General features: G+C 73.0%; 26 protein-coding genes and 1 pseudogene. 13 read left to right on the top strand and 14 right to left on the bottom strand.

Translation table 11 applies throughout. The features are described 5' to 3' along the window. Positions 1-107: 107 nt before the first annotated feature. Both AB0I41_RS31115 and AB0I41_RS31110 read left to right on the top strand, forming a co-directional pair. Complete coding sequence (locus AB0I41_RS31115; RefSeq protein ID WP_357114197.1) at positions 108-779, top strand: aminoglycoside phosphotransferase family protein; 672 nt, start codon at positions 108-110, stop codon at positions 777-779. Between the two features lie 143 nt (positions 780-922). Then, positions 923-1,648 (top strand): VOC family protein, encoded by a 726-nt coding sequence (locus AB0I41_RS31110; protein ID WP_357114195.1) that lies wholly within the window; start codon positions 923-925, stop codon positions 1,646-1,648. A 330-nt stretch (positions 1,649-1,978) separates the two neighbouring features. On the opposite strand, the gene AB0I41_RS31105 is transcribed toward AB0I41_RS31110, so the two are convergent. Continuing rightward, the gene (locus AB0I41_RS31105; RefSeq protein WP_357114193.1) at positions 1,979-2,401 is read right to left on the bottom strand and encodes a preprotein translocase subunit TatB; all 423 of its coding nucleotides are present in this window, start codon (positions 2,399-2,401) and stop codon (positions 1,979-1,981) included. A 74-nt stretch (positions 2,402-2,475) separates the two neighbouring features. Then, a complete protein-coding gene (locus tag AB0I41_RS31100; protein ID WP_357114202.1) occupies positions 2,476-3,813 on the bottom strand; it encodes a trypsin-like peptidase domain-containing protein in 1,338 nt (445 codons plus the stop codon). A gap of 255 nt (positions 3,814-4,068) precedes the next feature. Between AB0I41_RS31100 and AB0I41_RS31095 the strand changes: the two genes are divergently transcribed. After that, positions 4,069-4,677: an O-methyltransferase gene (locus AB0I41_RS31095; RefSeq protein WP_357114200.1), complete on the top strand. Its 609-nt coding sequence runs from the start codon at positions 4,069-4,071 to the stop codon at positions 4,675-4,677. A gap of 55 nt (positions 4,678-4,732) precedes the next feature. Here the strand turns inward: AB0I41_RS31095 and AB0I41_RS31090 are convergent, their stop codons facing one another. Both AB0I41_RS31090 and AB0I41_RS31085 read right to left on the bottom strand, forming a co-directional pair. Further along, positions 4,733-6,208, bottom strand: coding sequence for a leucyl aminopeptidase family protein (locus tag AB0I41_RS31090; RefSeq protein WP_357114198.1), 1,476 nt, complete (start codon positions 6,206-6,208; stop codon positions 4,733-4,735). A gap of 141 nt (positions 6,209-6,349) precedes the next feature. After that, positions 6,350-6,517: a DUF3117 domain-containing protein gene (locus tag AB0I41_RS31085; RefSeq protein ID WP_007455245.1), complete on the bottom strand. Its 168-nt coding sequence runs from the start codon at positions 6,515-6,517 to the stop codon at positions 6,350-6,352. Between the two features lie 190 nt (positions 6,518-6,707). Between AB0I41_RS31085 and AB0I41_RS31080 the strand changes: the two genes are divergently transcribed. Both AB0I41_RS31080 and AB0I41_RS31075 read left to right on the top strand, forming a co-directional pair. Next, positions 6,708-7,526: a PaaX family transcriptional regulator C-terminal domain-containing protein gene (locus tag AB0I41_RS31080; RefSeq protein ID WP_357114191.1), complete on the top strand. Its 819-nt coding sequence runs from the start codon at positions 6,708-6,710 to the stop codon at positions 7,524-7,526. Positions 7,527-7,530: 4 nt separating this feature from the next. Further along, positions 7,531-8,322 (top strand): enoyl-CoA hydratase-related protein, encoded by a 792-nt coding sequence (locus AB0I41_RS31075; RefSeq protein ID WP_357114190.1) that lies wholly within the window; start codon positions 7,531-7,533, stop codon positions 8,320-8,322. Between the two features lie 29 nt (positions 8,323-8,351). On the opposite strand, the gene AB0I41_RS31070 is transcribed toward AB0I41_RS31075, so the two are convergent. The 5 genes and pseudogenes from AB0I41_RS31070 to AB0I41_RS31050 form a co-directional block, all read right to left on the bottom strand. Further along, positions 8,352-9,104 carry an SDR family oxidoreductase gene (locus AB0I41_RS31070; RefSeq protein WP_357114189.1) on the bottom strand — a complete coding sequence of 251 codons (753 nt, stop codon included), beginning with the start codon at positions 9,102-9,104 and terminating at the stop codon, positions 8,352-8,354. A 69-nt stretch (positions 9,105-9,173) separates the two neighbouring features. Beyond that, positions 9,174-9,752: a hypothetical protein gene (locus AB0I41_RS31065; protein ID WP_357114187.1), complete on the bottom strand. Its 579-nt coding sequence runs from the start codon at positions 9,750-9,752 to the stop codon at positions 9,174-9,176. Further along, complete coding sequence (locus AB0I41_RS31060) at positions 9,749-10,348, bottom strand: DNA-3-methyladenine glycosylase I (protein WP_357114185.1); 600 nt, start codon at positions 10,346-10,348, stop codon at positions 9,749-9,751. Before AB0I41_RS31060 ends, AB0I41_RS31065 begins: the two co-directional genes overlap by 4 nt. Positions 10,349-10,388: 40 nt before the next feature. Continuing rightward, positions 10,389-10,886 (bottom strand): SRPBCC family protein, encoded by a 498-nt coding sequence (locus AB0I41_RS31055; protein WP_357114184.1) that lies wholly within the window; start codon positions 10,884-10,886, stop codon positions 10,389-10,391. A 410-nt stretch (positions 10,887-11,296) separates the two neighbouring features. Next, positions 11,297-11,656: pseudogene (locus tag AB0I41_RS31050) on the bottom strand (DivIVA domain-containing protein); the annotation flags it as partial. Between the two features lie 154 nt (positions 11,657-11,810). On the opposite strand from AB0I41_RS31050, the gene folP reads away from it, so the two are divergent. Next, the gene (gene folP, locus AB0I41_RS31045; RefSeq protein WP_357114183.1) at positions 11,811-12,680 is read left to right on the top strand and encodes a dihydropteroate synthase; all 870 of its coding nucleotides are present in this window, start codon (positions 11,811-11,813) and stop codon (positions 12,678-12,680) included. A gap of 40 nt (positions 12,681-12,720) precedes the next feature. Here folP and ndhC read toward each other — a convergent pair whose 3' ends face one another. Beyond that, positions 12,721-13,098, bottom strand: a complete 378-nt coding sequence (gene ndhC, locus AB0I41_RS31040) for an NADH-quinone oxidoreductase subunit A (protein WP_357114181.1) — start codon at positions 13,096-13,098, stop codon at positions 12,721-12,723. A 146-nt stretch (positions 13,099-13,244) separates the two neighbouring features. Here ndhC and AB0I41_RS31035 point away from each other — a divergent pair, with 146 nt between their 5' ends. The 3 genes from AB0I41_RS31035 (at position 13,245) to AB0I41_RS31025 (ending at position 17,844) form a co-directional block, all read left to right on the top strand. Continuing rightward, positions 13,245-14,678, top strand: a complete 1,434-nt coding sequence (locus AB0I41_RS31035) for a hypothetical protein (RefSeq protein ID WP_357114179.1) — start codon at positions 13,245-13,247, stop codon at positions 14,676-14,678. A 291-nt stretch (positions 14,679-14,969) separates the two neighbouring features. Then, entirely contained in the window at positions 14,970-16,817 is a 1,848-nt protein-coding gene (locus tag AB0I41_RS31030) for a 2-oxoacid:acceptor oxidoreductase subunit alpha (protein ID WP_357114178.1), read from the top strand. Next, positions 16,810-17,844 (top strand): 2-oxoacid:ferredoxin oxidoreductase subunit beta, encoded by a 1,035-nt coding sequence (locus AB0I41_RS31025; RefSeq protein WP_357114177.1) that lies wholly within the window; start codon positions 16,810-16,812, stop codon positions 17,842-17,844. The genes AB0I41_RS31030 and AB0I41_RS31025 overlap by 8 nt, the downstream gene beginning before the upstream one ends. On the opposite strand, the gene AB0I41_RS31020 is transcribed toward AB0I41_RS31025, so the two are convergent. Next, positions 17,841-18,566: an alpha/beta hydrolase gene (locus AB0I41_RS31020; RefSeq protein WP_357114175.1), complete on the bottom strand. Its 726-nt coding sequence runs from the start codon at positions 18,564-18,566 to the stop codon at positions 17,841-17,843. The two genes, AB0I41_RS31025 and AB0I41_RS31020, sit on opposite strands and share 4 nt — an antisense overlap. Positions 18,567-18,625: 59 nt before the next feature. Then, positions 18,626-19,642 (bottom strand): potassium channel family protein, encoded by a 1,017-nt coding sequence (locus tag AB0I41_RS31015; protein ID WP_357114174.1) that lies wholly within the window; start codon positions 19,640-19,642, stop codon positions 18,626-18,628. A 155-nt stretch (positions 19,643-19,797) separates the two neighbouring features. Between AB0I41_RS31015 and AB0I41_RS31010 the strand changes: the two genes are divergently transcribed. Both AB0I41_RS31010 and AB0I41_RS31005 read left to right on the top strand, forming a co-directional pair. Beyond that, a complete protein-coding gene (locus AB0I41_RS31010; RefSeq protein ID WP_357114173.1) occupies positions 19,798-20,385 on the top strand; it encodes a helix-turn-helix transcriptional regulator in 588 nt (195 codons plus the stop codon). A gap of 138 nt (positions 20,386-20,523) precedes the next feature. Beyond that, positions 20,524-21,120 carry an ATP-dependent Clp protease proteolytic subunit gene (locus tag AB0I41_RS31005; RefSeq protein WP_357114171.1) on the top strand — a complete coding sequence of 199 codons (597 nt, stop codon included), beginning with the start codon at positions 20,524-20,526 and terminating at the stop codon, positions 21,118-21,120. A 61-nt stretch (positions 21,121-21,181) separates the two neighbouring features. Here the strand turns inward: AB0I41_RS31005 and AB0I41_RS31000 are convergent, their stop codons facing one another. Continuing rightward, positions 21,182-22,963: an adenylyl cyclase gene (locus AB0I41_RS31000; RefSeq protein WP_357114169.1), complete on the bottom strand. Its 1,782-nt coding sequence runs from the start codon at positions 22,961-22,963 to the stop codon at positions 21,182-21,184. Positions 22,964-23,135: 172 nt separating this feature from the next. On the opposite strand from AB0I41_RS31000, the gene AB0I41_RS30995 reads away from it, so the two are divergent. Both AB0I41_RS30995 and AB0I41_RS30990 read left to right on the top strand, forming a co-directional pair. After that, on the top strand, positions 23,136-23,456 hold the full coding sequence (locus AB0I41_RS30995) for a metalloregulator ArsR/SmtB family transcription factor (protein WP_357114168.1): 321 nt from the start codon (positions 23,136-23,138) through the stop codon (positions 23,454-23,456). Next, entirely contained in the window at positions 23,453-23,926 is a 474-nt protein-coding gene (locus AB0I41_RS30990) for an SRPBCC family protein (RefSeq protein ID WP_357114167.1), read from the top strand. The genes AB0I41_RS30995 and AB0I41_RS30990 overlap by 4 nt, the downstream gene beginning before the upstream one ends. A 268-nt stretch (positions 23,927-24,194) precedes the next feature. Here AB0I41_RS30990 and AB0I41_RS30985 read toward each other — a convergent pair whose 3' ends face one another. Then, the gene (locus AB0I41_RS30985; RefSeq protein WP_357114166.1) at positions 24,195-24,491 is read right to left on the bottom strand and encodes a hypothetical protein; all 297 of its coding nucleotides are present in this window, start codon (positions 24,489-24,491) and stop codon (positions 24,195-24,197) included. Between the last annotated feature and the right edge of the window lie 801 nt (positions 24,492-25,292).

Here is a 25,292-nt window from a genome sequence, read left to right as displayed (position 1 = left end):
CGTCTGGATCAACCCACCCGAACCAGCAGCCGACGATCAACCAATGCCACAAGCGGCGTAACACCCGCTGGCCTCACCGGCCTTGACAAGTTCCGTTCCGCGCCTTCGTGCCCGAAAGCGCGGCCCTTGGGGCACCGCTGCTCGTGCAGGAGTACCAGGACGGCACGCCCGCCGATGAGGCGTGGGAGGCCATGGACTCCACCCAACGTATGACGTTCGCCAGCGATCTGGGCCAACTTGTGGGCCGGATCCACTCCTGCTCTGGCCCGTGGTTCGGTGACGTGCTCGGCACCGAAAAGTACCCGGACATCCGGGCATTCCTGCACACCCTCGTCGACTCCCGGCTGGCCCAGGCACCGGAGGACATCACCTCGATCGGACGCGACGGCCTGTCCGCAGCGATTCATCGCGCCGTCGACGCCGTGCCCCTCGATGGCGCACCGTCGCTGACCCATGGAGACCTGTGGCGCCCGAACGTGGTCCTCCGCGAGGGACGGATTGCCTGCCTGCTCGATTTCGAGCACGGGCGCTACTCGGACCGTGTCCTGGACTTCGGCAAGCTTGACGAGCACATTTTCAACGAGTTTCCCGAGGGGCGAGCAGTGTTTCTCGACGCCTACGACGAGGTGTGCGCACTGCCGGATGACTGGGAGTCCAGGGTTCGGCTCGGTCACGCTGTCCACGCATTGTCGATGAGCGTCTACTTCCTCCGCTGGACCCCGAAGTGGGCGCCGCAGTATGTGTGCGAGTTGGAGGAGTGGCTGGCCACACAGGCGTGACAGGCCGGGCTCTGTGGTCCTGTGATCGGCTGCTCAGCGGAGATCTGGCGCGCGACTGTCAACACCCGCCCTGCGCCACTCGCGATACGTCCGGCCCGGCTAATCACCTTGTTGCCCTGCTGGCCCCTGCCTACTGTGAAGTGATGATCTCGCGACTGCTGACGGTGACCTTCGATGCGCACAACGCGGCCCGCCTGGCGCAGTTCTGGGCCGGCATGCTCGGCCGGGAGGTCGTCGAGGACGCCGGTGGCGCGCTCCTGCCCGGCGAAGACGGCCAGCTCAGCCTCCGGTTCGTCCCGAGCCGCGCGGAGAAGGTGGGGCCGAACCGCATGCACCTCCACCTGACCAGCGCCAGCCACGACGACCAGCAGCACACGGTGGCGACGGCGCTGGGGCTCGGCGCCGGCCACCTCGACGTCGGGCAGCGCCCCGAGGAGGGGCACGTCGTCCTGGCCGACCCCGAGGGCAACGAGTTCTGCGTGATCGAGCCGGGCAACGCCTTCCTCGCCGGGTGCGGCTTGCTCGGGGAGCTCGCCTGCGACGGCACCCGGGAGGTCGGCCTCTTCTGGAGCGAGGCGCTGGGCTGGCCGCTGGTGTGGGACCAGGACCAGGAGACCGCGATCCAGTCACCGCACGGCGGCACAAAGGTCGCGTGGGGAGGCCCGCCCGTGGCCCCGAAAGAGGTGAGGAACCGGCAGCGCTTCGACCTCGCCCCGGCCGGTGGCGACCAGCAAGCGGAGGTCGACCGGCTGGTCTCCCTCGGGGTCACTCGGCTCGAGGTCGGCGAGGACGGCGCCGTCGTGCTGGCCGATCCGGACGGCAACGAGTTCTGCGTGAAAGGGCGGAGAGCAACTCCACGTTCAGCGTAGGCGGATGGCTCGGCTGGGACCCGCCCGTCTACGAGTACACCTGCACCGATGGAAGCCTGGTTTCGCTGGCCTGGTTCGAAGGTGCCATCGAGATCAAGGGCCACTTCGGCGGCGATGCCTACCACGAGTTCGGAACCATCGCCGAGGACCTGCAAGCCAATCTTCAAGGCGACCACGGCGAGCGGTACACGGCGAACGGCGTTCTTCGCCCCACCCGATAGACGTGGGGTCCGCCCCACAGCCCGGCCTTCCCTCGGAGATCAGCGGAAGACGGGTGGGGGCAGGTGCCACCTGACGAACAAGAGGGCGAGGGAGGGCAGGAAGAGGGCGTCAGGTGGCGTCGTCGTAGCTGGGACGGGGGGCCGGGGCGGGAGCGCCGCCGGTGGCGGTGGACGGGCGGCTGCTCTTGCCGCGCGGGTCGGCGGCGTCGGCGACGTCCTTGAGCTGGTTGTGCACGCCGGTCACGTCCGCCCGCAGGTTGTCGTAGACGCCCTGCAAAGGCTTCCGGATCGCCTGCTCGTCTTCCTCGCTGAGCAGGTGCTTGCGGATGAAGGCCTTCGGGTGCAGGTCCTCCAGTTGGATGTCGGTGCCCAGCTCACGGCTCAGGTCGCCGGTCGCGTTGCGGGCCATGCCGCGCAGGTTGCGGACCATCCGCAGACCGTCGTTGATGACGTTGGGCAGCCGGTCACCGAAGATCAGCAGCGCCAGGAGCAGCAGCGCACCGATCTCCCACCAGTTCAGGTTGTCGAGCACTGCTGGGCCTCCTCGTCGGCGTCAAGGCAAGACTACGCACGTCGGGCGCCTGGCCGGGAGGGGGTGACCGGTCCTCACTTGGCGTCTGCGGCGAGCGTCACGGAGATGTTCTGCCGGGACGACCCGCGCCGGTACTCCACGGTCACCACCGAGCCCGGGGCGAACTTGCGGACCAGCGCGATCAGATCGGTCGGTTCGGTCATCGGGCGGCCGTTCAGCTTGAGGATCACGTCCCCGGCCTTCAGCCCCGCGCCGGCCGCCGGCCCGGACGGCTCCACGGCCGCCAGCCGTACGCCGGCGCCGCCGGTGGCCGTGCCGGTGCCGCCCACCTGCGCGCCGATCACCGTACGGCGGGCCTTGCCGGTGCCGATGATGTCCTGGGTGATCCGCTTGGCCTGGTTGATCGGGATGGCGAAGGCGAGCCCGATGTTGCCCGCCTCCTGGCCCTCGGCGACCAGTGACTTGATCGTGGAGTTGACCCCGATCACCCGGCCGGCCGAATCCACCAGTGGGCCGCCGGAGTTGCCGTGGTTGACCGCCGCGTCGGTCTGGATCGCCGCGTAGTAGCGCACCGGGCCGCCGGGCTCCCCGGCCTGCATGGTCCGGTCCAGGGCGCTGATGATGCCCGCCGTGACCGTGTTGGCCAGCGAGAGCGGTGAGCCGATGGCGAGCACCGGGTCGCCCACCGCCAGCGCGTCGGAGTCGCCGAACTCCACCGGGCGCAGCCCGGTGCGGCTCACCTTGATCACCGCGATGTCCGACTCCGGGTCCTGGCCGACGACGGTGGCCGGGGCGGTGCTGCCGTCGTTGAAGATCACCGAGGCCCGGCCGGTGGCGCCGGCGACCACGTGGTCGTTGGTGATCACGTGCCCGTCGGCGCTGACGATGAAGCCCGAGCCCTCGCTGACCCCGCCCAGACTGGCCACCCGTACGGTCACCACGCTGGGCAGGACCTTCTCGGCGACCCCGGCCAGCGAGTCGGGGCGGCGCTGGGCCAACCCCGGTGCCTCGGCCGGTCGGGCGCCGAGCGTCACCCCGCCACCGGCGCCGCCACGGACCGCGAAGGCGTACCCGAGGGCGCCGCCGAGGGTTCCGGCGAGCAGGGCGGTGATCAGCGGGACGAGCAGCAGTTGGCGCAGCTTCGGCCGGCCCGGGGCGTCCGGGTCGCTCACCGGCTCCGGCGCGGGCCCGGCGGCGGGCGAGCCCGGGATCACCACGGCGGCGGGCGCGTACGGGTCACGCCACGGGTCGGCGAGCGCGTCGGACCACCAGGGCGATGTGGTGCCGCCCGTGACGCCGTACGGCGCCGTCGGGGGTCCCACCGGCGTCGCCCCGGCCGGCGGTCCCGCCGGTGCCGGAGTCCCACCGGGCTGGCGCCAGTCCCAGCCGTCGGTCACGTCGGTGCCTCCCAGTCCGTCCCCGCATCCCCCGTGCCGCGTGGTGCGGCGGCCGTCGCGAAACGAGGGATACCGGTTCCAGGATTGCACGGATGGGCCGAATGGCATCAGCTTCTGCCGGGCGTGATCGTCATCGGCGGACGGCGCGGCTGCGCGACGGAAGCCTCGCCTCTAGGCTCATACCGCCAACCCGCCCCTCGCACCACTCCCGCCGCCCGGAGGTGTCCCATCGCCACGGTCGCCAATTCCGGCACTCCGACGGCGCAGGCGCTGCAGTTCGCCGAGTCGTACGTCGGCGAGGACCTCGTGCTGCGGACCGCCCGCAGCCTCGCCCGCGAGGTGGGCCTCGAGGCGGTGACGCCCGGGGCCGGGGCGGCGCTGCGTCTGCTCGCCGCGGCCGGCAGCGCCCGGGCGGTGGTGGAGATCGGCACCGGCACCGGGGTCAGCGGGGTCTGGCTGCTGCGCGGGATGCGGGCCGACGGGGTGCTCACCACCATCGACCTGGAGATCGAGCACCAGCGGATCGCCCGGCGCATCTTCGTCGAGGCCGGTTTTCCGTCGGGGCGTACCCGGATCATCACCGGCCGCGCGCTGGACGTGCTGCCCCGGCTCGCCGACGGCGCGTACGACCTGGTGTTCGTCGACGCCGAGGCGACCGGTTTCGCCGCGTACGTGGACGCCGCGCTGCGGCTGCTGCGGCCCGGCGGGGTGCTGGCCCTCAACGGCACGCTGGCCGGCGGGCGGATCGGTGACCCGGCCGCGCGGGACGCCGAGACGGTGACCGTCCGCGAGACGATCAAGGCGTTGCGGGAGTCCGAGCACTGGATCCCGGCGCTGCTGCCGGTGGGGCACGGCCTGCTCGCCGCGGTGAAGTGCTGACCCGCCGCTGACCGCCCGGCCCGGCGTCCGCCGCGCGCCGGGCGGGACCGCCGGTTCAGTCCAGCGTCGCCAGCCAGCGCAGCAGCCCGCGTACGCCCCAGCCGGTCGCGCCCCGGGTCAGCTCGGCGTCGTCGCCGTCGGCCCAGGACGGCGCGGACATGTCGATGTGCAGCCAGCGGTCGCGCAGGTCGCCGGTGAACTCGCGCAGGTAGAGCGCGGCGGTCACCGAGCCGGCGCCCACGTTGGGCGAGCTGTGCAGGTCCGCCAGGTCGCTGCCGAGGTGCTCGACGTAGTCGGCGGGCAGCGGCATCCGCCAGGCGGCCTCACCGGCGGCGTCGACGGCGGCCAGCAGGTCGGCGGCGAGCTGGTCGTTCTCGCTGTAGAGGGCACCGGTGCGCTTGCCGAGCGCGACCGCGTTGGCGCCGGTCAGGGTGGCCAGGTCGATCAGCAGGTCCGGCTTGAGCTCCCGCGCGGCGTACGCCAGCGCGTCGGCGAGGACCAGCCGGCCCTCGGCGTCGGAGTTGGTGGTCTCGCTGGTCAGGCCGCCGTAGTGGCGGACGATGTCGCCGGGGCGGAACGCGGACCCGCTGACCATGTTCTCCGCCAGCGGGGCGAGCGTGGTGACCCGGACCGGCAGCCGCAGCGCCGCCGCGCCCAGCGTCGCCGCGACCACGGCGGCGGCGCCGGCCATGTCCTTGCGCATCAGCTTCATGGCCGGCACCGGCTTGATCGAGATGCCGCCGGTGTCGAAGGTGATCCCCTTGCCGACCAGCACCACGTGGGTGCGGGCGTCGGCGGGCCGCCAGTCCAGCTCGACCAGGCGGGGCGCGCTGGCCGAGCCGCCGCCGACGGCGAGGATGCCGCCGAAGCCCTCGGCCGCCAGTTCCGCGGGGCCGCGTACCCGCAGGTGCAGGTCGGGGTGCTCGACCGCGGCGGCCTCGACCTGCGCGGCGAACCACTGCGGGTTCTTCACCGAGGAGGGGGTGTTGGTGAGGTCCCGGGCGAGCCGGGTCATCCGGGCGGTGGCGATGGCCGCCTCGACCGCGTCGCGGTACGCGTCGGGGTCGTCGACCAGCAGGTCGACCTCGGTCAGCGCGGGCGAGTCGCCCGCCTCGGTCATCCGGAACCGGTACGAGGCGAGCAGCAGCCCCTCCGCGAGGGCGCGGACCGCCGCCGCAGTGGTGCCGGCGGGCACCGCGAAGGTGATGTGTGTCTCATCCGTGCCGGCCCGGGCCAGCGCCGCCCCGGCGGCCCGCCAGGCCCCTTCGGCGCCGTCGCCGACGCCGAGCAGCAGCAGCCGGGCGGGGGTGCGGGACGGGCGCAGGTGCGGGTACGTCTCGCCGGCCCGGCCGGTCAGCCGGGTGGCCGGCAGCAGGGCGGTCGCCTCCGCCAGCACCTCGTCGGGCAGGGCCGGCCCGGTCGGGGCCAGCGTCGCCGGGGTGTCGCCCCCGTCGGCCGTGGCCGCGGCGCGGACGGGCAGGACGAGGGTGTCGAGCCGGTCGGGACCGGCTGACAGGCGGATGGCGAGCACGCTGGACGTACCTCCGGGAAGGATCGTGGTGCGGGCCTGGACGCCCGCGTACGACAGGTGAAGACCCTGAGCCACCGGTGTTACCGGTGGCTCAGGGATACGACGAACCACCCGCGCGTCGCCGCGCGGCTTGTCGGTCGATCAGCCGGCGGCCGCCTTCAGCGCGTCACCGAGCGCGTTGGCCTCGTCGGGAGTCATCTCGACGACGAGCCGGCCACCGCCCTCCAGCGGGACCCGCATGACGATGCCCCGGCCCTCCTTGGTGACTTCCAGCGGACCGTCGCCCGTCCGCGGCTTCATCGCCGCCATGTTGTCTCCCCTCAGACCTGTATCAGGGTCGGTGGGTTGCCCCACAGCCACTTCGTCACGACCACCCGCAAGGTACGCGGGGGTGTCGACCAACGATTTTCCCTGATGAACACCGCCGGACCCAAACCGAGGCAGCATTGATGTAACAGCATCTAGCTTATCTTGAGAAGGCCTGTCACAATGTGCGGTCATGCAGGCACGGTCGGCACTCTTCGACCTGTACGGCGACCACCTCCGGCCGAGGGGTGGCCGCGCACCGGTCGCCGCCCTGGTCAAGCTGCTGGCGCCGCTCGGGATCGCGCCCCCGGCCGTGCGCACCGCGGTCTCCCGGATGGTCCGTCAGGGCTGGCTCGACCCGCTCCGGCTGGCGAGCGGGCCGGGATATTCGATCACACCGAGGGCCGCTCGACGACTCGACGAGGCGGCCGCCCGGATCTACCGCACCGGCCGGGTCAGCTGGGACGGCCGGTTCGACCTGCTGGTGCTCCAGACCCCGACGGCCCGGCGGGACCGGCAGCGGCTCGCCGCCAACCTGAGCTTCCTGGGCTACGGCACCCTCGATGAGCACACCTGGGTGGCGACCCGGGCCAACGAGGACGTGGACCTGCTCCTGGAGGAGGCGGGGGTGCGCTACGAGCGGTTCACCGCCGCCCACGCCGCCGGCACGCCGGGCGCGATGGGGGTGGTCCGCCGGGCCTGGGATCTCAGCGAGATCGGGCGTGCGTACGAGCGGTTCGTGGCCGAGCAGCGGCCGCTGCTGGCGGGGGTGACCGTGCGCAGCGGCGACGAGGAGGCGTACGCGGCCCGGTTCCGGCTGGTGCACGCGTGGCGTACCTTCCTGTTCCGGGACCCGCAGCTGCCCCCGGCGCTGCTACCGGAGCGCTGGTCGGGCACCGCCGCGGCCGGTTTCTTCGACCGGCACGCGGCCCGGCTGCGGCCGGCCGCCGACCGGTACGTCGAGCAGTGCCTCGACGTCAGCAACCGCACCGCCCGACAGAAGGGTCGTTAGAAACGTGATCGAGCCGCTGCTCGTCGACCGCACCGACGCCGTGGTCACCCTGACGCTGAACCGCCCCACGGCGATGAACTCGTTCGACGTGGCACTCAAGGAGGCGCTGCGGGACATCCTGGCCGAGCTGGAGGCCGACCGCTCCTGCCGGGCCGTGGTGCTGGCCGGCGCGGGCGGGCAGTTCAGCGCCGGCCAGGACCTGCGCGAGCACGTGCAGACCCTCCAGTCGACCACCGGAAACCCACTGGACACCGTGCCGGCGCACTACAACCCGATCGCCGCCCGGCTGGCCAGCCTGCCCAAGCCGGTGGTGGCCGCGGTGCGCGGGATGGCCGCCGGGGCGGGCGCCTCGCTGGCGTTCCTCGCCGACTTCCGGGTCGGCGGCCCGAAGACGAAGTTCCTGATGGCCTTCGCCGGGGTGGGGCTGGCCGCCGACACCGGCGCCTCCTGGACGCTGCCCCGGCTGGTCGGCCACGCCAAGGCCGTCGAGCTGCTGATGCTCGCCGAGCCGGTCGGCGCCGAGGAGGCCTGCCGGCTGGGCCTGCTCACCAAGCTGGTCGACGACGACGAGCAGGTGCTGCCGACCGCTCAGGAGCTGGCCGCCCGGCTCGCCGCCGGCCCGACCGTCGCGTACGGGGCGATCAAGCGCCAGCTCTCCATCGCCGACGCCGGCACCCTCGCCGACGCCCTCGCCGCCGAGGCGCAGGCCCAGGCGATCTGCGGCGCCACGGCCGACCACAAGGCCGCCACGATGGCCTTCGTCGAGAAGCGCAAGCCCACCTTCGAGGGCCACTGACCCGCCGTCGATCATGACCTGCCCGGTGGTCAGCGGGCGGTGTAGCCGCCGTCGACGGGGATGGTGTGGCCGGTGATCCAGGCCGCGTCGTCGGAGCAGAGGAAGGCCACCACCCCGGCGACGTCGTCCGGGGTGGGGATGCCCGGCTTCGGGTTGAACGACTCCATCCGGGCCCGCATCTCGCCCGGATCGGGCGCGCTGTCGATGAAGTGCGCCACCAGCGGGGTCATCACCACCGTGGGGGCGATCGCGTTGACCCGGATGCCTCGGGCCGCGTACTCCACCGCCGCCGACCGGGTCAGGCCGACGATACCGGCCTTGGTGAACGTGTACGGAGAGATGTTCTCCTGGGCGGCCAGCCCGGTCGTGGACGAGGTGTTGACGATGGCGCCCCCGCCGCCGCGCAGCATCGCCTCGATGCCGTACCGGAGCACGTGGAAGACGCCGTCGCCGTTGACCCGGCGGACCTGCTGCCAGTTCGCCACGTCCATCTCGTGCAGCGGCTGCTGCCGGCCGTCGATGCCGGCGTTGTTGAAGATGATGTCGATCCGGCCGTAGTGCCCCATCGCCTCCGCGACGCCCCGCTCGACGGCGGCGGCGTCGCCGGTGTCGACGGTGACCGCCACCGCGTCGGGGAGGCTGCCGGCGACCCGCTGGGCGCCCTCGGCGTCGATGTCGGCGATCACGAGCCGGGCACCTTCGCCCGCGAAACGCCGGGCGGCGGCCTCGCCCAGCCCGGAGGCGGCGCCGGTGACGAACGCGACCCTGTCCTGGAACCGCATCGGCCCTCCCCCACCCGGGCCGGCCGGCCGCCGGCGCTCGCCGGGCTGCCTTACCCGGCGGGGTGCGGGCTAGTCGTCCTCCTCCGGGTCCTGGTTGGCCTCGGCGCCCAGCACGAACGCCTGCATGGCCAGCTCGTCGCCGGAGGGGGAGACGAACGCGGGCAGCTCGGCCGGGCCGAGCTCCTGCACGTACGACCAGAAGAGCCGGACCGCCTCGGCCCGGGAGTCCGCCTCGATCGGGAGGTCCAGGCTGACCAGCCAGGTGCGGCGCAGCGGCGGCGGGCCGAGCCGGTCGGCCAGCTCGCGGTAGACCCCGGCGTCCAGCGGGGTCACCGGCCCGGCGACCCACACCTGGTCGGCCGGCGCCGGCTCGTCGAAGGCCCGCCGGGTGTACGTCACCACCAGCGTGCCGTCGCCCGCGAGGGCGACCCGGCCCAGGGCCACCAGCCGGGGCGGCTCGTCCACCAGCACCGCCACCGGGTCACCGGGGCGCGGCCGGGGCTCCCCGGCCGGGGCGGGCAGCTCCAGGGTGTCGTGGTGGACGAGGCGTTCGGCGTCGAGACGGCCGGCCGGCAGGAGCACCGCCCAGGCGCCCTCCGCCGGCCCGCCGACGTCGGTCCCGCCGGTGCGGTGGTCGGTCGCGGTCATGCCGCCATCGAATCACGGGCCGCCCCGGCGAGGACCACGTGGCAGCCGGCGAGGTGGTCGTCGACCATGCCGGTGGCCTGCATCAGCGCGTACGCCGTGGTGGGGCCGACGAAGCGGAAGCCGCGCTTCTTGAGCGCCTTGGCCAGCGCGGTGGACTCCGGCGTCAGGGCGGGCACCTGGGCGAACGACTCCGGCCGGGCGGCCCTGGGCGGCGGCGCGTACGACCAGAGCAGCGGGGAGAGCCCGTCGGGCAGCTCCAGCGCGGCCCGCGCGTTGGCCACCGCCGCCTCGATCTTGGCGCGGTTGCGGACGATCCCCGCGTCGGCGAGCAGCCGGGCCACGTCGGCCTCGCCGTAGCCGGCGACCCGCTCGATGCGGAACTCGTCGAAGGCCAGCCGGAACGCGGGCCGCTTGCGCAGGATGGTCAGCCAGGACAGGCCGGACTGGAACGCCTCCAGCGTCAGCCGCTCGTAGAGCGCGTCGTCGCCGCGCAGCGGCCGGCCCCACTCGGTGTCGTGGTAGGCGGCGTAGTCCGGGGTGCTCGACCCCCAGGCGCAGCGGGTCAGCCCGTCGGGGCCGGTCACCAGGTCAGTCACGGCGTACACGGTAGGGCAGGGCCCCGACAGCCCGGCGGGGTCAGGGCAGCCGGCCCTGCTCGACCAGCCGGGCGAACCTCTTCAGCGCCAGGGTCAGCCCCGCCTTGGAACCCGGCCAGAGCAGCGGCCAGGCCACCCGTCCGGCCGTCCCGCCGGGCAGATGGAACCACTCGTGCCAGACCACCTGGGTGCGGTCCCCGGCCAGCGGGGTGCAGCGCAGCACCCCGGGGCCGCGCAGCAGCGGGCCGCAGTGCACGACGCCGACCTCGTACGGCGCGTCGACCCGCACCACCCGCATCTCGTCGCGCAGCACCGCCGGCCCGAGCGTGGTGACCGCCTCGACCAGGGTGCCCTCCCCGCCGTCGCCCTCGACGACGCGGACGGTGGTGAACGGGATCCAGTCGGACTGCCGCTCCCAGTCGGTGAGCGCGGTGAAGACCCGGTCGGCGGGGGCGTCGACGATCACCGTGGCGGTGAACTCGCCGGCGCCGGGCTGCGCCGCCTCACGCAGGTCGTCCGCGCCCTCCGGGCCGGTCACACCGACTCCGAGCGGACCCTGTCCCCGGGCCGCCCGCCGGCCGGGTCGGTGTCCGGGTCGGTGTCCGGGTCGTCGACGCCGGCGGCGTCGGTCCGGGCGTCGGTGTCCGCGGCGGCGGTGCGCAGGGTCGGCGTGGCGTCGCCGTCGCCGGACGCGTCGGGCCGGGCCCCGGTGTCGAGGGCGGCGGTGCGCAGGGCCGGTGCGGCGTCGGCGTCTCGCGGTGCGGGGCGGTCGGCGTCGTCGGGCGTCGGCAGGTCGGCGTCGGTCGGCCGGGTGTCGTCCCGCGTGGTCGGCGGGACGTCGGCATCCGCCGCGGCCACCTGGACGTCGCGCGGCGCGTCGGCGGTCCCGTCCGCCGGGGTGGCGGCGGGGCCGGCGTACCCGGGGGTGGTGTCGCTGGCCGGGGAGCCGCCGGCTGCCGCCTCACGGGCCTGGCGCAGGGCGTCGGCGTCCGCGACCCGGCCCTCGCGCAGCGCCGCGACCTCGGCTTCCAGCACGCCGATCAGCTCGGCCTTGTAGCCGATGTCGTAGGCGGCACGGCGCATCGCCTGGTCGACCTGGGCCATCCGGTAGCCGCGCAGCGCGGTGTCGAAGCGGACCTCGCCGACGTCCGTTTCGCGCAGTGGGCGGCTGCCCGGCAACGGTACGGCCCGGCCGTCCGGCTCGGCGGGCGCCAGGCCGGCATCCCGCCCGGAGACCAGCACGGTCACCCCGAACACCACCGCGGCCACGGTCAACGCGATGACCAGTACGAGCAGAACCTGACCCATGGACAGATCGTGGCACGGCAACCGCCCCCCGAGCGACCCCAACCACCGCAGGCGTCCGGATCCCCTGGTGGCGTACCGGCCCGGCGGCGTGCCGGTCGACCGGATAGCGTCGGCAGCGGCCGGGTGATCCGGCCGGTGACGGGCGGGAGGCGGGATGGCCGGGGCGCTGCGGCTCGGTGGGCGGACGTTCGCACCGGGTGAGCTGGTGGTGATGGCGATCGTCAACCGCACGCCGGACTCGTTCTTCGACCGGGGTGCGACCTTTGCGCAGGACAGCGCGTTGCGGGCGGTGGAGCGCGCGGTGACCGAGGGCGCGGAGATCATCGACATCGGCGGGGTCAAGGCCGGCCCCGGCGACGAGGTCGACGTCGTCGAGGAGATCCGGCGGACGGTGGACACCATCGCGGCCGTCCGGGCCGCCTTCCCCGACGTGGTGATCTCGATCGACACCTGGCGGGCCGAGGTCGCGGTGGAGGCGGTGGCGGCCGGCGCGGACCTGCTCAACGACACCTGGTCCGGCGCCGACCCGGCGCTCGCCCGGGTGGCCGCGCGGACCGGGGCCGGGCTGGTCTGCTCGCACGCCGGTGGCCTGGCCCCGCGTACCCGGCCGCACCGGGCCGCCTTCGACGACGTGGTCACCGACGTGGTCACGACGGTGACCGGGCTCGCCGAGCGTGCGGTGGCCCTGGGGGTACGCCCCGACGGCATCCTGATCGACCCGGCGCACGACTTCGGCAAGAACACCCGGCACTCGTTGGAGATCACTCGCCGGCTCGACGAGCTGACCGGCACCGGCTGGCCGCTGCTGGTGGCGTTGTCGAACAAGGACTTCATCGGCGAGACGCTGGACCTGCCGGTGCCGGAGCGCCTGGAGGGCACGCTCGCCGCGACCGCCGTCTCGGCCTGGCTCGGTGCCCGGGTCTTCCGCGCCCACCAGGTCCGCCCCACCCGCCGGGTGCTGGACATGGTCGCCTCGATCCGCGGCGACCGCCCGCCGACCCTCACCCGCCGCGGCCTCGCCTGACCGCTCCTCGCCCCGCGCCCCTGGCCCCGGGGAGGGGGTGTCAGGTCCAGCGGAGGATGTTCTTGCGCCAGGCGTAGAGGATGCCGAGGGCCACCACGGCCACGAAGATGCCCATCTCGGCGACCGTGAGCAGGCCGAAGCCGGGGCGGTCGAAGACCAGCGCCCACGGGAAGAGGAAGACCGCCTCGACCGCGAAGAGCACGTAGAGGTACGCGTAGACGTAGTAGCGGATCTGCATCTGCGCCCAGTCCCCGCCGACCGGGTCAAGGCCGCACTCGTAGCTGGTCCGCTTGCCCCAGGGATCAGCCGGACGGCCAGGACGTAACACCCGGTTGGCCGAGAACGCCGTAACGAAGAAGAGAGCACTGGCGAGCAGCAGGAGCCCGAGCGTCGCGTATGAGCCCAGGTAACCGGTCACGGTGGGTCAGCCTACCGGGCGCGGGCCCAGTCCGATCGGACCTGGAGCCGTACCGAACACGTTACGGATTTGTTTTCCAGTGGGACTAGTGCTCTCCGGCAACTGTTACCGAATAATGAAACCTCAACCGGTCTGACGGAGGACAGATGGCCCGCGTGGACGTACGCCCCGGTCGGCGGGCGCTCGCCTGGGGTACCTCTTCGCTGGTCACGGCGTCGCTGGCGGCCGGGTTGGCGGCCGCGCTCGCGGTCGGGCCGGGCCTGGCCACGGCGGGCCCCGTGGTCGCGCGGGTCGGCACCGCCGAGGCCACCGGTGCGGCGACGGCGGGGGGCGAGCCGGCGGAGGGGACCACGCCTCCGGTCGAGTCGACCCCGACCCAGCCGCTGCCGACCACCGCGCCGCCGACCCTGCCCCCCGACCCCGGTCCGACCACCCCGGCGCCGACGCCGACCACGGCCGCGCCGTCGACGGCCGCCCCCACCACCGCCGCGCCGGCCACCACCGCGCCCGCCTCGCCGCCGCCCGCTCCGGGTGGCGGCGGCCGGCCGACACCCCCGGCCGGTCCCGTGCCGAGCCAGCAGGACAGCGACGGGCTCGGCGTGCAGGTCACCACCCGGGACATCGCGCTCGGCCCGTCCTACTGGGCCGCCCGGAGCACCACCACCACGCTGCGGGTCACCATCGCCAACACCGGGACCGCCGCCGCGCGGGTCCACCTCGGCTACACCCTGCCCGCCGGGCTGACCGACGCGGGGACCCCGGGCTGCGCCGCCGTCGGCGGCGGGAAGTGGCACTGCGGCGCGTGGGCCGCCGCCCCGGGCGCGAGGTTCACCAGCCTCATCCGGGTCCGGGTCGACGGCGAGGCGTGGCGAAAGATGCCGCTGAGCGGCTCGGTGCGGGCCATCGCGACCGGCGCGGGGACGGCCGGCACGGTCGAGGACAACGAGGGCTTCGCGGTCCTCTTCCCGCCCGGCCCGCCGGCGCCCGGGATGAGCCTCGACGCCGACGAGGTGGCCTTCGACATCAGCGGAGGCCCCGCCGAGCTGAGCGTCCGGCTGGGCAACACCGGCCGGGTGAACGCGGCGGGTCGGGTCGAGGTGGCGCTGCCCGCCGGGGTCAGCGTGCTGTCCGCGACCGGCTGCGAGGTGGTCTCGCCGACGCGTACCCGCTGCGACGCCGGCACGGTGCCGGCGGGCCGTACGGTCACCCTGCGCCTGCCGGTCGCGGCCACCCCGCAGGCCCAGCACGAGGCGCCACTGGCCGGGGCGGTGGTCGGTCAGCTCGACCCGCGCAACGGCCGGACCCGGCAGCTGCAGATGAGCTTCCGGATCACCGCGGCGGCGGCGCTGGCCACCCCGCCGGTGGCGACCCCGGCTCCGACGGGCTCGCAGGGCGTGATCGCCGCGGCCGGTCAGACCTCCGACCGGACCGGGATCACCTCGGCGCGGCGGACGGCGGTCACCCTGATCGCGGTCTCCGGGCTGCTGGTGGTGCTGGCGCTCGTGCTGGCCACCACGTCGTTGCGGCGCCGGCTGAGCGGACCGGTGCCGGATCCGTCGGCGAATCCGGCATCCGACTGAGCGGGCGGGCCCGGTAAGGGCAGCCGACGGTGATCTCGATTACGGCGACCAACCCGAAACGGCTCATAACCGGACGAATCGTCTTCGGATTTGTTCCTACTCGTCGGACCTCCACCAAGGATGCCCTAACGGCTCGACGTAGGCTCTGGGGTGAGAATCAACAGCGGGCCGGACCAGCCACGGGCGGATCGGCGCAGCGGCGCGTCAAGGAGGTCACGTGGCGGGGCAAGGCGGGGTCACCATCAGGTTCAGCCGCCCGTGCGACGGGGCTGAGCGAAGCGAGGTGCAGGCGTGACCAAGCAGATCCGTCAACTGGACCGGGTGGTCATCCGGTTCGCCGGCGACTCCGGCGACGGCATGCAGTTGACCGGCGACCGGTTCACCTCGGAGACGGCGCAACTGGGCAACGACATCTCCACGTTGCCCAACTTCCCGGCCGAGATCCGGGCACCCGCAGGCACGCTGCCCGGCGTGTCGAGCTTCCAGGTGCACTTCGCCGACTACGACATCCTCACTCCCGGCGACGCGCCGAACGTGCTGGTGGCGATGAACCCGGCGGCGCTCAAGGCCAACCTGGCCGACCTGCCCCGCGGCGCGGACATCATCGTCAACACCGACGAGTTCACCAAGCGCAACCTGGCCAAGGTGGGCTACCAGGTCAGCCCGCTGGACGACGACTCGCTAGCCGGCTACGTGGTGCACCCGGTGGCGCTGACGTCGATGACGGTCGGCGCGCTCGCCGAGCAGGCCGTGTCCAAGAAGGACGCCGAGCGGGCGAAGAACATGTTCGCCCTGGGCCTGCTCTCCTGGATGTACTCCCGGCCGTACAACTCGACGCTGCGCTTCCTGGAGCGCAAGTTCGCCGCCCGCCCCGAGCTGGTCGCCGCGAACGTGGCCGCCTTCCGGGCCGGCTGGAACTTCGGCGAGACCACCGACTCCTTCTCCGTCCGGTACGAGGTGAAGCCGGCGAAGATGCTGCCGGGCACCTACCGGAACATCACCGGCAACGCGGCGCTCTCCCTCGGCCTGGTGGCCGCCGGCGTCCGCTCCGGGCTGCCGGTGTTCCTCGGGGCGTACCCGATCACCCCGGCCTCGGACATCCTGCACGAGCTGAGCAAGCACAAGCGGTTCGGCGTGGTCACCATGCAGGCCGAGGACGAGATCGCCGCGGTCGGCGCCGCGCTGGGCGCCGCGTACGGCGGCTCGCTCGGCGTCACCACCACCAGCGGCCCCGGTGTGGCGCTCAAGAGCGAGACGATCTCCCTCGCGGTGGCGCTGGAGCTGCCACTGGTCATCGTCGACGTGCAGCGGGCCGGGCCGTCCACCGGCATGCCCACCAAGACCGAGCAGGCCGACCTGAACATGGCGCTGCACGGCCGGCACGGTGAGGCCCCGGTCGCGGTGATCGCGCCGAAGTCGCCGGCCGACTGCTTCCACGCGGCGCTGGAGGCGGCCCGGATCGCGCTGACCTACCGCACCCCGGTGATCCTGTTGTCCGACAACTACGTCGCCAACGGCTCCGAGCCGTGGCTGCTGCCCGACGTGGAGTCCCTGCCCGACCTGCGGGTCGAGTTCGCCACCACGCCCAACGGCGAGGACGGCACCACCTTCCTGCCCTACCTGCGCGACCCGGAGACCCTGGCCCGGCCGTGGGCCATCCCGGGCACGCCGGGGCTGGAGCACCGCATCGGCGGCCTGGAGAAGGCCGACAAGACCGGTGACATCTCGTACGACCCGGCGAACCACGACTTCATGGTGCGGACCCGGGCGGCCCGGATCGAGACGATCCCGGTGCCGGACGTCGAGGTGGAGGACCCGGACGGCGACGCCCGGGTGCTGGTGCTCGGCTGGGGCTCGACGTACGGGCCGATCGGCGCGGCCTGCCGGGGCCTGCGCCAGCGCGGCCTGCCGATCGCGCAGGCGCACCTGCGCCACCTGGCGCCGATGCCGGCCAACCTCGGCGAGGTGCTGCGCTCCTACGACCGGGTGGTCATCCCCGAGATGAACCTCGGCCAGCTCGCCCACGTGATCCGGGCCAAGTACCTGGTCGACGCGATCGGCTACAACCAGGTCCGCGGCCTGCCGTTCACCGCCGCCGAGCTGGAGACGACGCTGGAAGAGGTCCTGAAGAATGTCTGAGCCCGTCGCCCTGAAGCTCACCGCCAAGGACTTCAAGTCCGACCAGGAGGTGCGCTGGTGCCCCGGTTGCGGTGACTACGCGATCCTGGCGGCCGTCCAGCAGTTCATGCCGGAGCTGAACATCGCGCGGGAGAACACGGTCTTCGTGTCCGGGATCGGCTGCTCGTCGCGCTTCCCGTACTACATGAACACCTACGGGATGCACTCGATCCACGGTCGCGCCCCGGCGATCGCCACCGGCCTGTCGGTCACCCGGCCGGACCTGTCGGTCTGGGTGGTCACCGGCGACGGCGACGCGCTGTCGATCGGCGGCAACCACCTGATCCACGCGCTGCGCCGCAACGTCAACCTCAAGATCCTGCTGTTCAACAACCGGATCTACGGTCTGACCAAGGGGCAGTACTCGCCGACCTCCGAGGTCGGCAAGATCACCAAGTCGACCCCGGTCGGCTCGGCGGACGCCCCGTTCAACCCGCTGTCGCTGGCGCTGGGCGCGGAGGCCACCTTCGTCGGCCGGACCATCGACTCCGATCGCAAGCACCTCCAGTCGGTGCTGCGGGCCGCCGCCGAGCACCAGGGCTCCGCGTTCGTGGAGATCTACCAGAACTGCAACATCTTCAACGATGGCGCGTTCGACCAGCTCAAGGAGCCGGCCACCCGGGACGACTTCCTGATTCGGCTGGAGCACGGGCAGCCGATCACGTTCGGCAAGGACGGGCAGTTCTGCGTCGTCCACCCGCCCGGCGGCTTCGGGCTGGAGGTCCGGGAGACCGCAGCCACCCCGGCCGAGGAGATCGTGGTGCACGACGCAGGCGTCACCGACCCGGCGTACGCCTTCGCGCTGTCCCGGCTGCCCGGGCTCGACCTGCGGAACACCCCCATCGGCGTGTTCCGCTCAGTCGACCGCCCGTCGTACGACAGCGTGGTGCAGGAGCAGGTGGCAACCGCGAAGGCGAAGGTCACCGAGACCCCGGAGCAGCAGCTCGCCGGCCTGCTGGCCAGCGGCGACACCTGGACGATCCGCTAGGGACGGGCCGCGTTCTCCCGGGCGAACTCCGCGATCGTCCGGGAGAACAGCTCCGGCTGCTCCAGCTGCCACAGGTGCCCGACCCCGGGGACGATCTCCAGCCGGGCGTCGGGGATGCCGGCCGCCAGCTCCCGGGCGCCGCGCAGGTTGACCCGGTCCCGCGAGCCGCAGAGCACCAGCGTCGGTGCGGTCACCTCACCCAGGCGCGGGCGCAGGTCGGCGCGGGCGAGCTGGCGCAGCGCGTCCAGGTAGGTGCGGCGTCCGGCGGCCCGGAAGTCCTCCGTCACCTCGGCCAGCAGCCGGTGCCGCTCGACTTCCGGCCGCTCGGCCAGCGCGGGGGCGAGCAGGCGCGCTGCTCCCCGGGCCAGCACCGGCTCCGGGAGGAGTGTGGTGACCGCCCGCTGCACCGCCAGCCCAGGTGGTGGGGCGGCGATCCCACCGGAGAGCACCAGGCTGCCGAGCCGCCCCGGACGGGCCAGGCAGGCCAGGACGGCGACCGTGGCGGAGAGCGAGAGTCCGACCAGGTGCACCGGCCCGGGCGTCCGGTCGAGCAGGTCGGTCACCTCGGCGGTGGCCCGCGCCAGGGTGAAGGGACCGGGGTCACCGGCGTGTCCCGGCAGCTCCGGGGTGAGCACGGCGAATTCCCCGCCGAGCGCGTCGACCTGGTGACGCCAGGTACGGCCGGAGGCGGCGAGCGAGGGCAGCATGACAACGGTTTCCACCCCGGCATCTGTACCACCAGTCGCCAAACCGGTGCCGGTACGGGCGGAGCGGGGAGGAGTCAGAGAGCGGGGGTGCTGGCGGTCGGGCGGTCGTCGCGGACGTGGACGAGCATGTCGCCGGTCTCGATCACCGCGCCGGCCCGGTCCGCGAGGGTGACCACCTTGCCGCGGCGGACCAGCGCGATGACCAGGGACTCCAGCTCGCGCGGTGACTTGCCGACCTCGTGCCGCTCGGCCGAGCGCATCGCCAGCGCCATGCCCTGGCCGGGGGTGAGCAGGTCCTCCACCACGTCGATCAGCGGCGGCGCCGAGGTGGACAGCCCCAGCAGCCGGCCGGCGGTGGCCGAGGAGACGATCACGTGGTGGGCGCCGCTCTGCCGCAGCAGCGGGGCGTTCTCCGCCTCCCGGACCGCCGCGATGATCCGGACCTGACCGGCGGTGAGCTGCCGCGCGGTGAGCGCCACCAGCACCGACGCGTCGTCGCTGTCGGTCGCGATGATCACCGCCTTGGCGTTGCGGACGTGCGCCTCCTCCAGCACGGACGAGCGGGTCGCGGAGCCCTCGATGGCGACCAGCCCGGCGGAGGTGGCCTGCCGCAGCGCGGCGCCGCTACGTTCCACCACCACGATCCGGGACTTGTCCAGGCCGTTCTCCAGCAGGGCGGAGACCGCGCTGCGGCCCTTGGTGCCGTAGCCGCAGATGATGACGTGGTCCTTCACGGTTCTCCTCCATCGCACCAGACGACGGCCGGTCCGGTACTGGTCGGTCAGGACTTCCAGGGTGGTGCCGACCAGGATGATCAGAAAGACCACCCGGGCGGGGGTGATGAACAGGACGTTGACCAGCCGGGCCGACGGCGAGAACGGGGTGATGTCGCCGTATCCGGTCGTCGAGAGGGTGACCACCGTGTAGTAGGCGCAGTCGAGCAGGGTCATCCCGTCCTCGTTGACGTCGCGGTAGCCGTTCCGGTCGAGGTAGACCACCGCGATGGTGAGGAGCACCAGACCCACGGCGGCGGCCAGCCGGAGGCTCAACGTGCTCAGCGGGCCGCGCCGCTGCGCCGGGAAATGGATCACCGTCGGTCCTGCTCCCCCTGGGTCGCCTGCACGCCCACAACATAGCGGTTGGGGCATGATCCGCACGCCGGGGTGGCGAACCGGGCGGGTGCGCGGGAACGGCGCCGGGCATGATGGGGGGGAGTCCCGCAGACGCCGACCGCGAGGAGGCCCGGATGTCGTTGCTGCGACGGGTGATCGGCGGAGTGCTGCGCCGGGTACGGCTGCAGCAGGGCCGCACGTTGCGCGAGGTCGCCGAGGCGGCCGGGGTGTCGCTGCCCTACCTCTCCGAGGTGGAGCGCGGGCGCAAGGAGGCCTCCTCGGAGGTGCTCGCCGCGATCTGCCGGGCCCTCGGCATCCACCTGTCCGACCTGCTCGAAGAGGCCCGCGACGACCTGCGCCGGGTTGAGCGGCGGATCCCCGCCGCGCCCCGGGCGGCCCTGGCCCGGCTGGAGCGGGTGCCGTCCGCCCGTGCCGACACCGGCCCGACGGTCCGCATCGGTTTCCACCCGGCCGGGGCGGCGCCGCCCGTGTCCGCCGACCCGACCCCGTTCCGGCACGCGGCCGGGGCGGTGCTGCGACTGGGCGGGCCGATCCTGCACGTCGGCGGTCCAGCGTCGCCCGTCGGGTCGACCGTCGGCGGGGTGGGCCTGCGGGTCCGGCTGATCGCCTCCGCGCCGGCCGGGCGCCCCGGCCCGCGTACCTCCCGACTGCTGGCCCGCCGACGGGCCCGGGCGGGCCGGCGGCGGCTGACCGCGGCGTAGGCCGGCCCGGTTCTGCCGTCGGCGGATCTGCCGCCGGCAGAAACCCTGGAGCCGTGACCAGCGCCGGGCGCACGCTGGAGACGCCGGTTCCCGGGCGGTGCTCCTCGCCCGCCGGCAGCAGTCTGGAGGGCGGTCGCGATGATCGGGTACGACGTGCGCATGCTGGACGGCGGTCAGCCGACCTTCGGTGACCAGGTGTACGAGCGGCTGCTGCGGGAACGGATCGTCTTCCTCGGCACCGAGGTCACCGACGCCACGGCGAACCAGATCTGCGCGCAGATCCTGCTGCTCGCCGCCGAGGACAGCGAGCGGGACATCTTCCTCTACGTCAACTCGCCCGGCGGCTCGGTGAGCGCGGGGATGGCCGTCTACGACACCATGCGGTACGTCACGAACGACGTGGCCACGCTGGCGCTCGGCTTCGCCGGGTCGATGGGCCAGTTCCTGCTCTGCGCCGGCGCGGCGGGCAAGCGCTTCGCGCTCCCCCACTCGCGGATCATGATGCACCAGCCCTCCGGCGGGATGGGCGGCACCGCCGCCGACATCACCATCCAGGCCGAGAACATGCTGCACGTGAAGCGGACCATGCAGGAGCTGATCGCCCAGCACAGTGGTCGCACGCTGGATGAGATCCAGCGCGACTGGGACCGGGACCGCTGGTTCACCGCCGAGCAGGCCCGCGACTACGGCCTGATCGACCAGGTGATCACCCGCGTGGACCAGCTCGCCGGCTGACCGGCGAGCGAGCGGCGGCCGGCGGGATGGTCCCCCGCCGGCCGCCGTCCGCGCGTCGTCGTCACGGGTAGCTGACCACCGGGCTGGTGCCGTAGCTGCCGACGACCGGGGTGCCGACCTCATTGATGGTCTTCTCGATGCCACCACTGCCGTCGAGGAAGACGGTGACCATGTCGTGGAAGCGGATCCCCGCGCGGCGGGGGACCTCGATCGCCCGGTCGCAGCGGATGTCCACACGCTGGTTGAAGTACGAGTAGACGCCCAGGCCCCAGGCCTCGTGCTCGCGTACCCGGTCGCCGACCTTGTAGGACGCCCAGCCGCGGCCGGTGGGGCTGGTCCAGGCGGCCTGGCTCGGCGGGTCGTAGGGCAGCTCGCTCTGGTAGAAGATCGTCCGGCCGCGTTCGCCGTTCCAGATGGTCTGGTAGCGCTGGTAGTGCTCCACGAAGAGCCCGTAGGCGGTCACGTCGTCGCCGTTGACGATCACGCCGGTGCCGGCGGTGTTGGCCGTCCAGCCGATGCCGTTGCCGTGGTCGCCGCGCCAGGCCCAGACGTTGTCGATCAGGGTGTGGTTGCTCTCCACCACCAGGCTGGTCCGGGCCCGGCCGACCCAGGGGCCGCCGATGCGGAAGAAGACGTCCTGCACCGAGATCGGGTCGTGGGCGTGGTTGCGGCGGGAGTGCCGGTGGCCGATCTGGACCAGCACCTCCGACTCCGTCTGGCCGGCGTCGACCAGGATGCCGGCGATGCGTACGCCGTCGACGTCGGCTACCCGCAGCGCGGCGTCGCCGCCGGTCGGGGCGAGGCTCGGCATGCCGAGGCCGAGCACCACGGTGCCCGGGTGGATGACCCGCAGCGCGCGGTCCGGACGGTAGACGCCCGGGGTGAGCAGCAGATGCTTGCCGCGCGCCAGCTCCCGGTTGATCCGCTGGGCGTCGTGGCTCGGACGGGCGATGAGGAAGTCGCGCAGCGGCAGCGAGCGGGGCGTCCCGCCGCCGGTCGCCCAGCTGGTGCCGGCGGTGTTGTGGCGCAGGCCCGGCACGGCGACCCGCCAGCGGCCGGCGGCGTCCACGAAGAGGTACGGCTTCTCCCTGGTCACCGGGCTGGTCGGCAGCGTGGTGTACGGCGGGTTCGGGAAGCCCTGGGCGGGCGCGCCGAGTACGCCGGAGAAGACCTGGTTCCACACCCCGTTGGTCCAGTCGCCGCCGAGCTCGCTGTCCCGGGTGAGCCACTGCTGCTGGGAGCCGTTGATGGTGATGCCGTCCACCTTGGAGTCGGCGATGAAGCCGCCGCTGGAGTAGCCGCCGTTGCCCGGCTCCAGCCAGAGGATGCCCTTGACGTGCACTCGACGCATCGGCGACGCCTGGGATACGGCCCACTGGTTCGACCAGTCGGTGGGGGCGATGGAGAGGTTTTCCGCCGAGCGCCAGAAGTTGGTCAGCGCGGAGATGCCGGCCTGCGAGTTCGGGTCGGGCTGGCCGATCACGCGTACCGCGCCGTGGACCTCCACGTCGTCCGGGTGCTCGCCCAGGCCGGCCACGGTCGTGTAGTAGCCCAGCCGGGCGTTCACCTCGTAGCGGCCGGGCTTGAAGAGCACCGCGTACCGGTCGGTTCCCATCTCGTTGTGTTCCTGCCGGGTGAAGAGGCGGTCCACGGTGGACTGGATCTCGCTGGCCGGGGTGCTCGGGTCGTAGACGAAGACGTTCGGGCCGAAGTCGGGCTCGTCCTCCCGGTCCTCGGGGCGCGCCGGCGCGGCGAGGGCGGGCGTGGGAGCGAGGCCGACCGCGGCGGCGGTGGCGGCGAGGGCGAGGAGCTGGCGACGGGACGGCTGGAGGTGGGATGTCATGGGCCTACCTGTCGGTGGTGGGGCTGCCCGGCACGTGAGAGCGCTCTCTGAGCGACGCGGCGGGCAGCCGGAGTGACGTAACAGGGAAGAGCTTGTTTCTACCCCGCCATGGCCGAACGCGCCAGGGGTCGCTCGCTTGACAGCGACATCGGAAAGCCTAGACTTACCGTTCGTGGCCACTTACCAAGGGCGGATGTTGGACGCCCTGGGCGACGCGACCCGGCGGTCCATCTTCGAACGGCTCGCCGCCGGCCCCCGTTCCGTCGCCGAGATCGCGGCCGACCTACCGGTCAGCCGTCCCGCGGTCTCGCAACACCTCAAGGTCCTCAAGGAAGCCCGACTCGTCACGTCCACCGCCGTGGGCACCCGCCGCGTCTACGCGCTCGACCCGCAGGGTCTGGCCGCCGTACGCGGCTACTTCAACCAGTTCTGGAACGACGCCCTGGCCGCGTTCGCGCAGGCCGCGGAGCAAGCGCCCGAGGAGACACCATGACAACCGAGACCACCGGACCGACCGTCGTACGCACCAGCGTGGAGGTCGCCGCCCCGCCCGAGCACGCCTTCACCGTCTTCACCACCGGCATGGACCGCTGGTGGGACCGCTCACACCACCTGCTGTCCGGCGAACTCAAGCAGGTCGGCGTCGACCCGCACGTCGGCGGACGGCTCTGGGAGGAGAATGACGCTGGCGAGGTCTGCGCCTGGGGCAAGGTCCTCACCTGGGACCCACCGCGCACCTTCGCGTTCGCCTGGCTGATCGGCCCCGACTGGAAGGTCCCGCCGCCGGACGCGGCCGGCAGCCGGGTCACTGTCACCTTCACCCCCACCGACACCGGCACCCGCGTCGACCTGATCCACGACCGGCTCGACGCACACGGACCCGGCTGGGAGGGCGTCCGGGACGCGGTCGCCAGTGACGGCGGCTGGCCGGGCGGGTTGCGGCTGTACGCGGCGACCGTCTGACCGGTGCCTGCGGGGGTCGGTCCCGGCCCCCGCATGCAGGCCGGCGCCGAGAACGGCGAGCACTGCTCCGCCGCACCCATCGCTGCCTTCGACCGCAGCGATGAACGTGATCAGACCAGTTTGCGCGCGGTGGTGGGCTACTCGGTGGGCGCCCTTCCACAATGCCGAGCGGGACGAACCTGCCGCTGCCCTGACCCGAGCGCCAGGCCGGCCGGCGCCGGGCTGATGTCGCCAACGGTCGGTGACGATGAGCGCCCTCGAAGCGGAGTCAGAGGCAGGTGGGCCGCAGGTCCCGAGGCGTGTAGGTGATCTGCACGTGGTAGGCGCCCTCGGCGATGTTCCGTACCTGCAGGGACCACGAGCAGTCGGTCCCGTCCGGCTTCGAGGCGTCGAAAATGCTGGTTCCGATGCTCTGGCCAAGGGCCTGCCAGCCACTGGAGCGGGCGAGGTCTGCGTAGAAGCGCGACACGTCGTCGGCGGCTCCAGCTCCGGCAACGTCGCGGTCGAGCATTCCGAGGTTGAGGGGCTCCGAACCCTCCCAACCGCAGCTGAGGGTCTCGCTCACCGCTGCGAGGGTGGCGCCGCGTGGTGCCTGGATCAACACGGGCTCCCTTCCCAGGGCGGCGACCGTCTGCGGGTCTGGGTGGCAGTCGCTGGAGGAGACGGTGTGCCGCACAACTTCTTCCACTCGGCCGCAGCCGCCACCGCCCAGCCCCAACACAGCCACCACGGTGGCGCAGCCGACAACGCGGACCCCGCGCACAGGCCACCCCCGAATATCTCGGTCTTCGGCTGGTGAGCATAGCCACGACGAACGGCATCGGACATCACTCAAGCGCCAAGCGGGTGCAGCAAGCGGCCGTCGCGTCGTCGTGGGTCTTGCCGCGCGGCCAGCGCGTGCCGGGCGAGTCGGAGATCTCTGCGGCCGGACGCGGTGGATGAGCCCACCCGCCCACTCACGCAAGCCGGGTGGCGGACTCGCACGGCGTGTTGGTCGCGGTGCGCCGGCTCGGGCACACCAACGCCAGCGTCACTACCCGCCACTACGCCTGCGGATCGACCAGCGGGACGCCGAGGTCGCCCAGCATCTCGACAAGCTCGGCCGGCGCTCTTCGGGCACGGAAGCCCGAAGCAGGGAACTGATCGTTGATCAAGCCTCTGACCTGGTGCCCCCGGCTAGAGACAAACCTGCACGGCTTGACCGTGACGTTGCCTGGGTTGAGCTGCGCCGATGCGCGGGCTGACCTCGTGTTCGAGCTGCCAAGGCGGTTCGGAAGGTGTCAACCTTTTCGGGGCGGTTGGTTCAGGGGTTCGTTGAGTGAGTTGGCTGGTCTTCGGGTTTGTTGATCCACGCGGTCTCGGGTAG

Source organism: Micromonospora sp. NPDC050200, from assembly GCF_040656135.1.
GTDB lineage: Bacteria > Actinomycetota > Actinomycetes > Mycobacteriales > Micromonosporaceae > Micromonospora.
This window is presented reverse-complemented; position numbering and strand designations above follow the sequence as displayed.